The sequence below is a fragment of the Pseudoxanthomonas sp. z9 genome (assembly GCF_006542425.1).
GTDB lineage: Bacteria > Pseudomonadota > Gammaproteobacteria > Xanthomonadales > Xanthomonadaceae > Pseudoxanthomonas_A.
On the sequence record NZ_VFID01000007.1, the window covers coordinates 283,255 to 297,540 of the forward strand.

Genomic DNA, 14,286 nt, shown 5'->3' on the forward strand with positions numbered 1-14,286 from the left:
CTCATGAACATGGATTCCGCCGTCACCCTGCACAATCCGCGCGCCACCGCCCGCATCGCCGGGGTGCTTTACCTGATCGTGGTGCTGGCCGGCATCTTCAGCATCGCCTACGTGCCATCGCAGACGCAGGTGGCGGGCGACGCGGCCGCAACCGTCGCGAAGATCGCCGCGCACGAAGGCTTGTTCCGGCTCGGCATCGCCGCCGGGCTGGTCTGCTATCTCGCCTTCCTGTTGCTGCCGCTGGCGCTGTACCGCCTGCTGGCACCGCATGGCAGGACCGCGGCCACACTGATGGTGGCGCTGGCGGTGGCCAGCGTGCCGCTGTCGTTCTTCAACCTGCTGCACAAACTGGACGTGCTGAGCCTGCTGGACGGCGCCGATTACCTGCGCGCGTTCACGCCCGAAGTATTGAACGCGCAGGTGATGCTGGCGCTCAAGGGCTATGCCAACGGCATCCTGGTATCCAAGCTGTTCTGGGGATTGTGGCTGCTGCCGTTCGGCTGGCTGGTGTTCACCTCGCGCCTGTTGCCGCGGGTGCTGGGCATCCTGCTGATGCTGGGCTGCCTGGGTTACGTGACCGATGTGTTCCTCCGCCTGCTGGTGCCAGGCTTCGCCGGCACCGCCGCGGCGGGATATATCACCCTGCCCGCGACGCTGGGCGAGATCGGCACCTGCCTGTGGCTGCTGGTGCTGGGCGTGCGCGTACCCGCTCGCCGGTAGTCCCGAACACGGGCGCCGGCATCCGCCGATGGGCGGCAGGTGCGTGATGCCGGCGCTTCCGGCATCATCCGCCGACCATCCGGCCACCGGCCGGACACCATGGAGCATCGCATGCGGACGCGGAACCGGCAGGCACGGACACAGGCGTCATGGAAAGCGGCACTGCTGGTACTCGCATGGTTCGTCATTCCCCTGGGCCTGCACGCGCAGACCCTGGCCTGGCCGGACAAGCCATCGGCATCCAGCGCCGCGCTTGAACGACAGCTGCCCGCGCTCGCCCGCAAATTGCTGGCCGACTACGCGGATCCGGATCGCGAGCGCGAACTGATCAACCGGGTGCGCCTGCAGATGGTCGCCGGGCAACCGGAGGCCGCGCTGGCGAGCATCGCCGCGTTGCGCGAGGTGCGCCGGGAAACAGCGCCGGAGCAGGCCGACGTGCTGTTCATCCAGTACGAAATCGATGCCGACGCGCGCTTGCGCGGCGAAACCCATCCGGCCGCCGCGTTCCGCCGCGCATTCGCGCGCCTGGATGACCGACAGGCCGCCCGCACCCTGCCGGTGATGGGCGCGGATCTGCCGCGCGCGCGCCGCGATCTGGATGCGGCGCTGGAGAAACAGCATGGCAAGGTCGCCATCGAACGCGTCGATGCACTGGAACTGATCCGCCTGTACCAGTTCCACACGGTCTACACGGCGCTATTGCCGGTCCTGCCCGAGCTGCTGGCCGAGGACGAGGCCAACCGCTATGTCATCGAACGCGACGTGGTCGTTCCCGGCGCGGACGGCACGAGCCTGCGCGGCCTGCTGGTGCGGCCGCGGAAGATGACCGCGCCGCAGCCCGTACTGCTCGGCTTCACCATCTACGTCAATGACAGCTGGTCGCTGTCCGATGCCAAGGCGGCGGCCGCGCACGGCTACGTGGGCGTGTTCGTCTACAGCCGCGGCAAGGCCGGCGCTCCGGGTGAACCCGTGCCTTATGAACACGATGGCGAAGACGCCGCCGCCGCGATCGACTGGATCAGCCGGCAACCGTGGTGCGATGGCCGCGTGGGCATGTATGGCAACAGCTACAACAGTTTCACTCAATGGTCCGCGGCCAAGCACCGCCCGCCCGCGCTGAAGGCGATGCTGACCTCGGCCTCGACCGCACCGGGCATCGACATCCCGATGCAGGGCAACGTCTTCCTCAATTTCCTGTATCCGTGGCCACTGTGGACCGCCGCCAATGCGACCCTGGACACCGACAGCTACGGCGATGAGGAACGCTGGCGGCGGCTGGATGCGAACTGGTACCGCAGCGGTCGCGCCTACCGCGACCTGCCCGCCATCGACGGCCACCCGAACCCCTATTTCTCGCGCTGGCTGGAACACCCCACCTACGACGCCTACTGGCAGGCAATGACTCCGCAGGGCGACGAGTTCGCCGGCATCGACATTCCCGTGCTCGCGGTCACCGGCTATTTCGACGGCGCGCGCGTGGGCGTGCAGCACTACTTCGACGAACACACGCGACACAACGCCAACGCGAATCACACCCTGCTGATCGGACCCTACAACCACTTCTCGATGCAGGCCGGCGCGGCGCGCGTCCAGGAAGGCTACGAGGTGGATCCGGTCGCGCTGATCGATCTGCCATCGCTGCGCTTCCAGTGGTTCGATCACGTCTTCCGCGGCGCGGCGCGGCCGGCCGTCCTGAAGGATCGCATCAACTACCAGGTGATGGGCGCCAACACGTGGAAGCACGCCGCAACCCTTGATGCGATGGCCAACCAGCGCCAGCGCCTGTACCTGCGGCCCGCCGCGACGGGCGCCGAAGGCCTGCTCGCGGAACAGCCGTCGACGGTGCGCAGGGATAGCACCACGCTGACCGTCGATCTGGCGGATCGCAGCGACGCCGGCTGGAATCCGCCCACATTGTCGATGCTGGATGCGCTGGATCCGCACGCCGCCGTAGTGTTCCGCGGCGCGCCGCTGACCGGGCCCGCGGAACTGTCCGGCCTGTTCTCCGGACAGCTCGATTTCATCACCAACAAGCGCGACTTCGACCTCAACCTGGCGCTGTACGAGCAGTTGCCGGACGGCCGTTATCTGCTGCTGTCCTGGCACATGGGCCGCGCCAGCCACGCGCGCGATCGCCGCAAGCGTGAACTGCTGATCCCGGGCAAGCCGCAGTCGATCGCGTTCCGCAGCGAACGCCTGACCAGCCGCCAGTTGCAACCGGGCAGCCGGTTGGTGGTGGTGCTGGGCGTCAACAAGCAGCGCGACTTGCAGATCAACCTGGGCAGCGGCAAGGAGGTCGGCGACGAGACCCTGGCCGATGCGGGCAAGCCGCTGGAAATCCGCTGGACGGGCAGCAGTTACATCGAAGTGCCGCTGCTGCGCTGAACGTCGCCGGCCGCTACAGTGGCACTCCGGGTATCCGCCCGGAAGTTGCCCGGACCGCAGGCCGATGACCCAGGTTCTCGTCAGCATCAACCCCGACATCCCGGAACCGGATCTCTCGCAGCTCCGGCTGTTTCACGATCGGGTCGTGGCACTGGCCGGCACGCGCCTGGTCAAGGGCGGCCAGTCGAACATCAACGCGTCGCTCCGGCTGGAAGCCGGCAAGGACCTTGCCCGCCAGGTCGTACTGCCGCCGGAGGAGCAGGTCGCGCAGTTCCTGATGGCATTCCGGTTCTTCTACATGAAGAGCGAGATGACCCATTTTCCACGGATCGTCAATCTGGTCTCCCGGTACGCGGCGCCGCCGGCACCGGAGGTGTTCCGGAGCATCAAGGCGCGCTGGGAGCACTCCTGTTCGGTCCAGTTGCGGATCAACGGCAAACCCATCAGCTCGGGCAAGCTCATCGATCTTTGGTTCAACGCGCACTATTTCCACGGCGAACAGGCCAAGCGCGAACAGTTGGATGGCATGAACGCCCTGCTCTCCCACGATCTGAGCAAGTTCATGCTGCTGGACGCGGTCTACAACGCGTCGGAAATCGTGCGCGGATTCCATGCCGGCATCGGCGCGCTGTTCGTCCCGATCGGCACCGAAATCTGACGGCGCGGGTCAGTCGCGCAGCGCGCGTCCGCACATCGCCACGCCGATCATCATCGCCGCCAGCAGCAGGAACGCGGTGGGCAGGCTGCTGTGGTGGGCGACGAAGCCGATGCCGGCCGGACCGGTCAACACGCCGGCGTAGGCGATCGTGGTCATCGCCGGCACCGCCAGCGCCTGCGGCATGACCTTCTGCCGGCCGGCGGCGGTGAACAGCACCGGCACGATGTTGGAGCAGCCCAGGCCCACCAGCGTGTAACCGACCAGCGACCACTGCCATTGCGGCAGGCAGGCCGACAGGGTGATGCCGGCGGCGGCCAGCAGGCCGCCCTGCCACACCACCCGGGTCGGCCCCAGCCGCGCGACGATGGCATCGCCGGCGAAGCGCCCGGCGGTCATCGCCAGCGCGAAACAGGCATAGCCGAACCCGGCCTGCGCCGAACCCATGCCGCGCTGCTCGGTCAGGAACACCGCGCTCCAGTCGAGCATCGCGCCCTCGGTCAGGAACACCACGAAGCCCAGCACGCCCAGCAGGATCACGAAGCCGTGCGGCACCGCGAACAACGGCCCCTCGTGCGGACTGCCATAGGGCAGCAGGCCGCGCCAGTTGAAGGCCAGCAGCAGCAGGATGAAAGCCGCCCAGAACACGGTCATCGCCAGCGGCGCCACGCCCAGCGACATCATCCCCGCCGCACCGGCCGCGCCGACGATGCCGCCCAGGCTGAAAAAGCCATGGAAGCCGGACATCATCGGACGGCCCGCCGCTTCCTCCACGATCACCGCCTGCACGTTGAACGCGCAATCGGCCGCGCCGATCGCCGCGCCGAACACGAACAGCACCGCGCCCAGGGCGTAAACCGACGGCACCCACGCCAGCAGCGGCAGCATCAGGCTGGACACGATCGTGCAGGCCACCAGCACCCGCCGGCACCCCCGCCGCGTGGTCCAGGCGCCGGCCAGCGGCATCGCGATCAGCGATCCCAGGCCCAGGCACAGCAGCAGCGCGCCGAGCGAGGCTTCGTCCAGCCCGGCGCGCGCCTTGGCGAACGGCACCAGCGCCGCCCATACCGCCACCGCGCAGCCCGCGGCGAAGAACAACAGGCGGGTGGCGCGGAACTCGCCATGGGAGATGGGCGAATCGGAAGTGGCAACGGACATCGTGGCGATTCTCGTGGGGGACGGCAATAAAGCTGTGGCGCTCAGCGCCGGTCGGCACGGAGCACGGCGATTTCCTGCTGCTCGAAGGACTTGCGCAGGCTTTCCAGCGCGTCGTGTTCGACGATGAGGTGATCGATCTGGTGCAGCGAAGCGAACTGGAAGCGCGCGTCGGCGCCGAACTTCTCGTTCATCACCACCACCGCGGTCTCGCCGCTGCATTCAATCATCGCCCGCTTGAACAGCGACTCCTCGGCGTCGTTGCCCCACAGGCCGCTGTCGATGTCGACCGCACAGGTACCGGGAAAGCACAGATCCGCGCGTACGCGCCGCAGTTCCTGCACCGCCTGCGCGCCGATGGCCGCGCCGATCCGGTGTTCGATGCGTCCGCCGATGACCAGCACTTCCACATCCGCGCGTTCCATCAGGCGGAAGGCGATGTCGGGCGCGTTGGTGACCACGGTCAGGTCGAAGTCGCGCGGCAGCGCGTCGGCGATCGCGCTGTTGGTGGAACCGGCGTCGAGGATGAGCGTCTGGCCCTTGCGCAGCAGGCCCAGCGCCTTGCGCGCGAGCAGTTGCTTGCGCTCCGAATCCTGGCCCTGGCGCTGCAGCAGCGGCTTCACTTCCGGCGCATGCAGCAGCGCGCCGCCGTAGATGCGCCGGCACAGGCCGCGCGCGGCCAGCTCGCGCAGGTCGCGGCGGACGGAATCCTCGGACACCGCGAATTCCTGCGCCAGTTCCACCGCCAGCACCCGCCCCTGCGCGTGCAGGCGCTGGAGGATGCGCTGCTGGCGTTCCTCGGGCAGCAGATCGATGCCGGCCGGCGGGTTCATGGCGCAGTCTCCGTCAAACCGATAGCAACGCCCAGCCGCGCCAGCTCGTGGCGCAGTTGGGAGGCGTCGCGGAAGTGGATCGCATGCATGCCCAGGCGTGCGGCGGCGTCCGCGTTGTAGGCCATGTCGTCGATGAACACCGTGCGTTCGGCGCGCAGGTCGTGGCGTTCCATCAGCAACCGGAAGATCGCCGGATCCGGCTTGGCCAGGCGCTCCTGGCCGGACACCACGATGCCGTCGAACCAGCCGAGGAAGTCATAGCGTTCGAGCGCATGCGGGAAGGTCTCGCGCGACCAGTTGGTCAGCGCATACAACCGGCAGTCTCCGCCGCGCAGTTCTTCCAGCACCCGCACGGTCGGCGCCAGCGCCCCGCCCAGGGTTTCGATCCAGCGATCGCGATAGGCGCGGATGCGCCCGGCCTGATCGGGGTGGCGGGCGATGGCCTCGTCCACCGCCTCGTCCCAGCCGCGGCCCGCGTCCTGCACGGCGTTCCAGGCCGGACTGCACACCTCGGCGAGGAACCATTCCATGCCGGCGACGTCGTCGCCGAACAGTTGGCGGTAGAGATAGCGGGGATTCCAGTCGACCAGCACGCCACCCAGGTCGAAGACGATGGCGTCGATGGCCGGCTCGGGGGCGGGCACGGGAACGGGTTCCGGGCGATTCATGGGGGATGACCTGGACGGACTCGCATGATTGTGCATAAACACGCATAATCATGCAACATCAGGCATATCGCCGGGGCGTCCCGATGGAGGCTGCGCCCGGTCACGAAGGGTCCGTGGGCGACGGTTACACTCCGGCGTTCTCCGCACGAATCCGGAACCATGCGCCGACTCGCCGCCCTGCTGCTCGTCCTGTCCACCGCCCTGACGGGGTTCGCCGCCTCGGCGGCCGACGCCGCCATCGCTCCCCTGAAGGTGATGGCCTTCAACGTCCGCCTGCCCACCGACGCCGATGGCGACAACCGCTGGCAGGCGCGCAAGGACATCCTCGTGGACACCATCCGAGACCAGCGTCCCGTGGTGTTCGGGACCCAGGAACTGTTCGCCGAACAGGGCGACTACATCGTGCGGCAGTTGCCGGAATACGCCTGGTTCGGCGTCGGCCGGCGCGGCGACGCCGAGGGTGCCGGCGACGAGCACATGGGTGTGTTCTACCTGCGCGACGAGCTGAAGGTGATCGAGTCCGGCGATTTCTGGCTGTCGGATACGCCGGAAGTGGCCGGCAGCATCACCTGGGGCAACCTGTATCCGCGCATGGTCACCTGGGCGCTGTTCGAACGCATCGCCGATGGCCGCCGCTTCTATTTCTTCAACACCCACCTGCCCTATCGCGACGAGGACGAACCCATCCGCGAGCGCGGCGCCGCGCTGCTGCTGAAGCGGCTCTCGGCCCTGCCGGCGGAAGTGCCGGTCGTGGTCACCGGCGATTTCAACACCGGTCCGGAAAGCCGCGTGCATGCGCTGCTCACCGACGCGATGGCCGATGCCTGGGAGCGCAGCACGCAACGCAGCGGTCCGGAGGCGACCTTCCATGCCTTCTCCGGTAAGGCCGATCGCCGCATCGACTGGATCCTGGTGCGTGGTTTCGAGGTGGGTCCGGTCGCCACGGTGACCGACCACGAGAACGGCCGTTACCCCTCGGATCATTTCCCGGTAGTGGCCGAATTGCGCTGGGCGGTTACGCCCTGACCGGAGGGCTGGCGCCACGGTCGCGTCCGGCATAGGCTGCGCGGACGCGCGGCGACCGTCCCGGAGGGGGAAGGCACGACGACCGGGGGCATCCCGTGCGGCAGGTCGAAGTTCCTTTTCCTCCCTTCGAAAGGACACGCGCCATGACGCCCTCGTTCTCGCCGCTCGGTATCGTCCATACCGTTCTCAGCCTGCTGCCCGTCGTGTTCGGCGCGATCGCGCTGATCCGCGACGGCCGCATCGAACCCGCTTCGCGCATCGGCAAGGCGTATCTGGCCGGCATGCTGATCTCGATCTTCACTTCCTTCGGCCTGTCCAGCACCGGCGGTTTCAACGAGGCGCACGCACTGGGCATCCTCGCCCTGCTGGCGCTGGCCGTGGGCTTCACCGCGCGTCGCCATGCGTGGCTGGGCGGTGGCGCCGAGTATCTGCAGAACCTCAGCCTGTCCTTCAGTTACATGCTGCTGTTCATTCCCGCCATCAACGAGACCCTGCGCCGCGTGCCGCCATCGCAGCCGCTGGCCGACGGACCGCAGTCACCGCTGGTGCTGGGTCTGGTGTCGGTCGTGTTCGTGCTGTTCGTGATCGGTGCGGGCTACCAGGCATTGCGACTGCATGCCCGGCGCAAGGTCATGGCCGCCAGCACTGCGTGATGCTTCTTTGGCACGAACCGGTCGCGGCCGGTCCCCCTGTAGAGCCGAGCTTGCTCGGCTGCGGGTTCCCGAAAGCACCGCTGCCGATCGGCGCTCGCGATCAGCGGAGCAAGCTCCGCTCTACCCATCCCTGTAGAGCCGAGCTTGCTCGGCTGCGAATTCCCGAAAGCACCGTTGCCCGATCGGCGTTCGCGATCAGCGGAGCAAGTTCCGATCTACGGTTCAATCCCGCAGCACGGTGACGTAGGCGCCGGTGCCCAGCACGCGGAAGGTGTCGCGATCGATCCGGTGCAGGCGCGATCCGTCTTCCAGCAGGTAGACCGGCGCGTTGTCGTGCAGCGTCGCCTCGCGCTCCCTCATGTCGCAGGCACGCAGCACATCGACGCGGCAGCGGTTGCCCGCATCGTCCTGGGCAAAGAAGTAATCGGTATTCATGCTTGCCTCCTCTCGACGACGGCAAGCGAGCCTATTCCCCGGCGCGTTAAAAAGACCGTAGCGATTCGTGATCCCGGCGTGGCGATCCGTGGCGGCGGTCACGAAGCCACGGCGGCGTGGGGCAGGCGCATCGGTTGGGGCGCCCCGTAGGTCAGGCTGCGCCACAACCATTCGCAGGGTCCGTAGCGGAAACGCGCGAGCCACCAGTGGCTGAACAGGATCTGCGCGCCGAAGATGCCGACCCACGCCAGCAACCAGCCGACCGCCCCGGTCTCCGGTCCCACGCCCAGGCCGATGCCGTAGAACAGGAAGATGCCCACCACGCTCTGCGCGAGGTAGTGGGTCAAGGCCATGCGCCCGACCGGCGCGAGCACGCCAAGCACGCGCTCGCCGCGCGGGCGCAGGAACAGGAGGGTGAAGCCGGCCGCCCAGGTGATGCCCAGCGCCAGGGAGTCGAGCCGGAACAGGAATCCGTTGATCCAGCGCGGCAGGAACTCCGCGCCCCAGCCCAGGTGCGCTTTCGCCAACTGGAGCAGGGTACCCGCGACCGCGATCGCCAGGCTGCCCCAGAACAGCTTCTGGAACAGCGCCCGGTGGTTTCGCGGCTGCTGCAGCAATCGCCGGCGGCCGGCCCAGTAACCCAGCAGGAAACGGCCCAGCACGAAGCACAGCAACATGCCGCCGGACAGGCGGGTCCAGTTCACCATCGCCGCGTTGGCGGTGAACACGCGCTGCCAGTCATCCGTGCGGAAAGCCTGCAACGTCGACGCATCGATCTCGGCGCGCGATGGCAGGCCGGGGAAGCCACCTCCCAGCCAGGGCACCAGCAGGGTGGGCAGGACCAGCGCGACGAACAGGCCGCCCCAGAGCAGCACGCCATCGGGCGCGCGCCGGAACAGCACCAGCAACAGGCCCACCACCGCGTAGGTCATCAGGATGTCGCCCCACCAGACGAAGTAGCTGTGCACCACCCCGATGATCAGCAGCCAGCACAGGCGCCTGACGAACCGCGACAGCCCCGCGCCACGCGCCTGCGCGCGCTCGATCTGGATGGCGAAACCCAGGCCGAACAGCAGCGAGAACACGGTGATGGCCTTGGCGCTGACCAGCCATTCGATGACGCCGATCGCCACGGCGTCGAAGCCCGCGGTCGGCAGCGCGGCGCGCGCCGGTTCGGCCAGCAGGTTGTAGAGACTGAGATAGCCCAGGTTGGCGAGCAGCACGCCGGCCAGCGCGAATCCGCGCAGCGCGTCGATGAGGTGATGGCGATCTTCGGGACTGACCGGTGCATCGGCTGCGGGCATAGGCATCGTTCTTCCATGGACGGGATGCCACGCTGGAGCCGCCACCGGACGCCCGCACGCGGATCGTTCCGCGCGCCCGCCGCTGCTCCATCGGGGTCTCTCGAAATGTAACACCGCTAACGTCCAAGTGGCCTGTGCCATCGCCAGCCCAGTCGTTGCGGATGCACCAACAACCGCGCTGGCCGGGTTCTGTCAGCTGCACGGATGGAACAATCCAATTCCCCCACGGGCCTCAATCCCGCGCGGGAGGCTGGCCTATAGTCACCGCGCTGCCGCAGCAAGACCCGCTCCCCCTCCTGCCACCCGTGGAGACTTCCATGTCCAAGATCCTCGTCCTCTATTACTCCGCCTACGGCCATATCGAGCAGATGGCCGAAGCCGTCGCCGAAGGCGCGCGTTCCACCGGCGCCACCGTCGACATCAAGCGCGTGCCCGAACTGGTGCCCGAAGACGTCGCCAAGGCGTCCCACTACAAGCTCGACCAGGCCGCGCCGATCGCGAAGATCGACGATCTGGCCAACTACGACGCGATCATCGTCGGCACCGGCACCCGCTTCGGCCGGATGGCCTCGCAGATGGCCAACTTCCTGGACCAGGCCGGCGGCCTGTGGGCCAAGGGCGCGCTCAACGGCAAGGTCGGCGGCGCCTTCACCTCCACCGCCACCCAGCATGGCGGGCAGGAAATGACCCTGTTCTCCATCCTGACCAACCTGCTGCATTTCGGCCTGGTCACGGTCGGCCTGCCCTACAGCTTCCAGGGCCAGATGCGCCTGGACGAAGTCACCGGCACCAGCCCGTACGGCGCGTCCACCATCACCGGCGGCGATGGCTCGCGCCAGCCCAGCGACAACGAACTGGAAGGCGCGCGCTTCCAGGGCCGCCATATCGCGGAAGTGGCGAACAAGCTGTTCGGTTGATGACGCCAGCGTCCTCCCCTCTTCCGCCAGCGGGAGAGGGGTGGCGGCGGGCAGCTTGAAGAAACGGCGCCGCCGCCGTCTGCAGCAAAGCACCGGCGCTCACGCCGGCCTCGCCGGGATCGCTTCGCCTCAGTGGCTCTCGACCGGATACGGTCCATCCGCGAAGGATTCGGCGTGATAACCCTTGGCGCCGATGCGTCCAGCCAACGGGCTCAATACCGTGCCTCCCGACCGGAGGCGCGCCAGCACGTCGGCGAAATCGTGCCGCGGTCGCCAGCCCAGATCCTCGCGCGCCCGCGCATTGACGTAGACGCGATCGATGCCGGCCGGCAGAAGCCAGCCGCGCCGCGTGTATTCCGCCTCGAATCCCGGCACGCGATCGCGCAGCACGCCTGCCATGTCGGCACGCAACCGCGCCATGTCCTCGCGCGCGAAAGGCGTGGTGGCGCTGACGATGTAGCGGCCGAAGCCCAGCATGGGCGCACGTTCGATCGCACGCAGGTGCGCATCCACCACGTCCTCGATGTCCACCCGCCGGTACAGGAACTCGTTGGCTTTCAGGTTGGCGTCGCTGAAGCTCTCCCGCGCCCGCCGATCGTCGTCTTCCTCGGCGAAGAAGCGCGAGGTGCGCAGGACGATGCAGGCCAGCTTCTGGTTGCGCTGGAACAGCTGGCACAGATCCTCGGCGGCGGCCTTGGTGACGCCGTAGATGTTCTTCGGCTCCGGCCGCACGTCCTCGGCGATCCAGGCCGCCGGTTCGCCCGGCGGCGGCACCAACGCATCCCCGAACACACTGGTCGTGCTGGTGTAGACGAACGCGCGTACCCCGCCGGCCACCGCTTCCTCCAGCAGGTTGAGCGTGCCGGTCAGGTTGGTGTCGATGAATTCCTGCCGCGAATGGGTCGCCACGTGCGGCTTGTGCAGGGTGGCCGGATGCAGCACCACCTCCACGCCCGCCATCGCCTCGCGCACGAAGGCGCGATCGGCGATCGTGCCGACCCGGTGCGTGTACGCGCCCGCCAGCAGGTCCACGCCCACCACCGCGTGCCCACGCGCCTGCAATGTGGTCACCAGCGCTTCGCCCAGGTGCCCCGAACTGCCCGTCACCAGAACCTTTCCGTACATGCTTCATGTTCCTGCCGTTTCGCCGGGGATCCTACAACGCATGTGGCAGATGATTGTGGGTGCCGTCACCTGTAGGAGCGGGGTGAGCCGCGACCGGTGGTTCCGGATTTCCGATATCGCGACTCACGTCGCTCCCACAGGGTGGGGATTTCCTGTGGGAGCGGCGTCAGCCGCGATGGGGGGTCCGGATTTCCGGTCGCGACTTATGTCGCTCCTACAAGGTGGAGATTTCTTGTGGGAGCGGCGTGAGCCGCGACGGGCGATTCAGGATTTACGGTCGCGACTTATGTCGCTCCTACAGGGTGGAGATTTCTTGTGGGAGCGGCGTGAGCCGCGATGGCGGTTCGGGATCTCCGGTCGCGACTTGTGTCGCTCCTACAGGGATGGGGTCATCACACACCCCACAGGCGGCGCGCTTCCTCGGCGACCAGATCCGGGAACTCTTCCGGCCAGAACAGTTTGGCGCCATCGATCCGGCGCACGCCGCGCGAGTCGCCAAACACGCCGGCCAGGTAGTCGGGGCTTGCCCTGGAAAAGATGTCGTCGCCGGTGCCCCACAGGATGCGGGTGGGGTAACGGCCCTGCTTCAACGCGGCTTCCACGCCGGCCAGCACATTGCTGTCCAGGCCGAGGGCGTAGGCGTGGGTGCGCGCCGCGTTGTCGACCAGCGGGCGCAGGTACATCTCGATCGCTTCGTCGGTCGGATTGTGCGGATGGGTGAAGGTCATGCCGCCCAGGCCCTGCGGCGAGCGTGCCAGCGCGTAATCCGCCAACCAGGGCGCCAGCCATTCGGAGGCGAAACGCCCTTCGCGCGCCAGATCGATGACCGGCTTGAGCGCCGGTGGCGGGCAGTCGGTCTCGGCGTCGCAGTTGGTCAGCAGCAGGCTGCGCACGCGGGTCGGATGCGCCACCGCGAACAACTGCGCCACCGCGCCGCCGCTGTCGTTGGCGACCAGGTCCACGCTATCCACGCCCAGCCGATCCAGCAGGTCCGCCAGCATCCGCACCTGATCCGCCGGCGTCACACCCTGGCCTTCCGCCACTTCGGTGTAGCCCAGGCCCAGCATGTCCGGCGCGATGCAGCGGCGATGCGCGGACAATCGTTCCAGCGCGCCGCGCCACTGGAAGCCGTTGAGCGGGAAGCCATGCAGGAACAACGCCGCGGGACCGCTGCCGCGCTCGACGTGGGCGATGCGTCCGAACGGCGTGCGGGTCCACTGGCGCGTGGCGTTCCAGGCCGCCGCATCCAGCATGCCCGCGCCTGTCGCGGCGCCACCGCCCGATGCCATCGCCCATGTCCGTCCCGCACCGCCGGCCCAGGCCACCGTCGCCACACCCAGTCCCAGTTTCAAAATGTCTCTGCGCTGCATTTCCGTTCTCCGTAATCCACGTTGGTAATTCACGTTGGGGTGGCGGCAGGATGGGCGCCGTGTCATCCACGCTCAATTACCTCGGAGGTCATGGCGGCGATGACCGGCCGGCCGCTATGCTCGGCGCCATGAACAACGCCACCGCTTCCGCCCGGGGTCCGGGGCCGCTGCTGCGCGAATGGCGCGCCACGCGCCGTTTCAGCCAGCTCGACCTGGCGCTGGCCGCGGACATCTCCGCGCGCCATCTCAGCTATGTGGAAACCGGCAAGTCCCGGCCCAGCCGCGAGATGGTGGTGCGGCTGGCCGACGCGCTGGTGCTGCCGCTGCGCGAGCGCAATGCCCTGCTCCAGGCCGCCGGCTACGCCGCGCAATACCCGGAAACGCCGCTGGACGCCCCCGAACTGGCGCGCATCCAGCGCGCGATCGATTTCATCATCGCCCAGCAGGAACCGTATCCGGCCTTCGTCCTGGACCGGCACTGGAACATCCTGCGCGCCAATGCCGCTGCCCTGCGGGTCAACGGCTTCCTGCTGGCCGGCCGCGCCAGTCCGCATGCCAACATGCTGCGGCACGTGTTCGATCCGGCCGACCTGCGCGCCGCGCTGGTCAACTGGGAGGAAGTCGCCGGCGATCTCGTCCATCACCTGCACGCCGAGATCGCCGCGCATCCTTCCGATCCGGTTCCGCGCCAGCTGCTGGAGGAAATCCTGGCCCATCCCGGCGTGCCGCAGCGCTGGCGCCAGCGCGATCCGGGGCAACGGGCCTCGCCATTGCTGACCACGATTTTCGAGCGCGACGGCCAGCGTCTGCAGTTCTTCTCCAGCATCACCGTGTTCGCCGCGCCGCGCGACGTCACCCTGGACGAACTTCGCATCGAATGCTGCTTCCCCATGGACGACGCCACCACCGCGTTCTGCCGGCGCCTGGCGGACGAGGCGGCATCGGGCTGAGGGGCATTGGCCGTGACCGGCGTCCAAATCCGTAGCCATCTCTGGGACTAAGCTGTCCCGCGCATACGGATCCCCCGTCGACAGGAGTTC

At 68.0% G+C, this 14,286-nt stretch carries 14 protein-coding genes; 7 read left to right on the forward strand and 7 right to left on the reverse strand.

Annotation, left to right across the window (positions count from 1 at the left end; translation table 11 throughout):
- Positions 1-3: 3 nt before the first annotated feature.
- From FG323_RS08380 to FG323_RS08390, 3 genes are all read left to right on the forward strand, one after another.
- Entirely contained in the window at positions 4-720 is a 717-nt protein-coding gene (locus tag FG323_RS08380; RefSeq protein WP_220094134.1) for a DUF4386 domain-containing protein, read from the forward strand.
- Positions 721-831: 111 nt separating this feature from the next.
- Positions 832-3,105, forward strand: coding sequence for a CocE/NonD family hydrolase (locus tag FG323_RS08385; protein WP_181444130.1), 2,274 nt, complete (start codon positions 832-834; stop codon positions 3,103-3,105).
- 64 nt (positions 3,106-3,169) lie between these two features.
- Complete coding sequence (locus FG323_RS08390) at positions 3,170-3,763, forward strand: hypothetical protein (RefSeq protein ID WP_141454069.1); 594 nt, start codon at positions 3,170-3,172, stop codon at positions 3,761-3,763.
- A 9-nt stretch (positions 3,764-3,772) separates the two neighbouring features.
- On the opposite strand, the gene FG323_RS08395 is transcribed toward FG323_RS08390, so the two are convergent.
- The 3 genes from FG323_RS08395 to FG323_RS08405 are packed head-to-tail and all read right to left on the reverse strand — an operon-like array spanning position 3,773 to position 6,392.
- Entirely contained in the window at positions 3,773-4,918 is a 1,146-nt protein-coding gene (locus tag FG323_RS08395) for an MFS transporter (RefSeq protein ID WP_141454070.1), read from the reverse strand.
- A 41-nt stretch (positions 4,919-4,959) separates the two neighbouring features.
- On the reverse strand, positions 4,960-5,748 hold the full coding sequence (locus FG323_RS08400; RefSeq protein WP_141454071.1) for a DeoR/GlpR family DNA-binding transcription regulator: 789 nt from the start codon (positions 5,746-5,748) through the stop codon (positions 4,960-4,962).
- Positions 5,745-6,392: an HAD family phosphatase gene (locus FG323_RS08405; RefSeq protein ID WP_255470109.1), complete on the reverse strand. Its 648-nt coding sequence runs from the start codon at positions 6,390-6,392 to the stop codon at positions 5,745-5,747. Before FG323_RS08405 ends, FG323_RS08400 begins: the two co-directional genes overlap by 4 nt.
- A 183-nt stretch (positions 6,393-6,575) precedes the next feature.
- Between FG323_RS08405 and FG323_RS08410 the strand changes: the two genes are divergently transcribed.
- Positions 6,576-7,442, forward strand: a complete 867-nt coding sequence (locus FG323_RS08410; RefSeq protein ID WP_141454073.1) for an endonuclease/exonuclease/phosphatase family protein — start codon at positions 6,576-6,578, stop codon at positions 7,440-7,442.
- Between the two features lie 143 nt (positions 7,443-7,585).
- Positions 7,586-8,095: a hypothetical protein gene (locus FG323_RS08415; protein ID WP_141454074.1), complete on the forward strand. Its 510-nt coding sequence runs from the start codon at positions 7,586-7,588 to the stop codon at positions 8,093-8,095.
- A gap of 222 nt (positions 8,096-8,317) precedes the next feature.
- Here the strand turns inward: FG323_RS08415 and FG323_RS08420 are convergent, their stop codons facing one another.
- Together FG323_RS08420 and FG323_RS08425 are read right to left on the reverse strand one after the other, a co-directional pair.
- Complete coding sequence (locus FG323_RS08420; protein ID WP_141454075.1) at positions 8,318-8,530, reverse strand: hypothetical protein; 213 nt, start codon at positions 8,528-8,530, stop codon at positions 8,318-8,320.
- Positions 8,531-8,628: 98 nt separating this feature from the next.
- Entirely contained in the window at positions 8,629-9,840 is a 1,212-nt protein-coding gene (locus FG323_RS08425) for a DUF418 domain-containing protein (protein ID WP_181444131.1), read from the reverse strand.
- A gap of 311 nt (positions 9,841-10,151) precedes the next feature.
- Between FG323_RS08425 and wrbA the strand changes: the two genes are divergently transcribed.
- Positions 10,152-10,751: an NAD(P)H:quinone oxidoreductase gene (gene wrbA, locus FG323_RS08430; RefSeq protein ID WP_141454077.1), complete on the forward strand. Its 600-nt coding sequence runs from the start codon at positions 10,152-10,154 to the stop codon at positions 10,749-10,751.
- A 129-nt stretch (positions 10,752-10,880) separates the two neighbouring features.
- Here the strand turns inward: wrbA and FG323_RS08435 are convergent, their stop codons facing one another.
- Both FG323_RS08435 and FG323_RS08440 read right to left on the reverse strand, forming a co-directional pair.
- Positions 10,881-11,876, reverse strand: a complete 996-nt coding sequence (locus FG323_RS08435; protein ID WP_141454078.1) for an NAD(P)-dependent oxidoreductase — start codon at positions 11,874-11,876, stop codon at positions 10,881-10,883.
- 392 nt (positions 11,877-12,268) lie between these two features.
- The gene (locus FG323_RS08440; RefSeq protein ID WP_255470110.1) at positions 12,269-13,246 is read right to left on the reverse strand and encodes an alpha/beta hydrolase; all 978 of its coding nucleotides are present in this window, start codon (positions 13,244-13,246) and stop codon (positions 12,269-12,271) included.
- A gap of 128 nt (positions 13,247-13,374) precedes the next feature.
- On the opposite strand from FG323_RS08440, the gene FG323_RS08445 reads away from it, so the two are divergent.
- Entirely contained in the window at positions 13,375-14,196 is an 822-nt protein-coding gene (locus FG323_RS08445) for a helix-turn-helix transcriptional regulator (RefSeq protein WP_141454079.1), read from the forward strand.
- Positions 14,197-14,286: the final 90 nt, after the last annotated feature.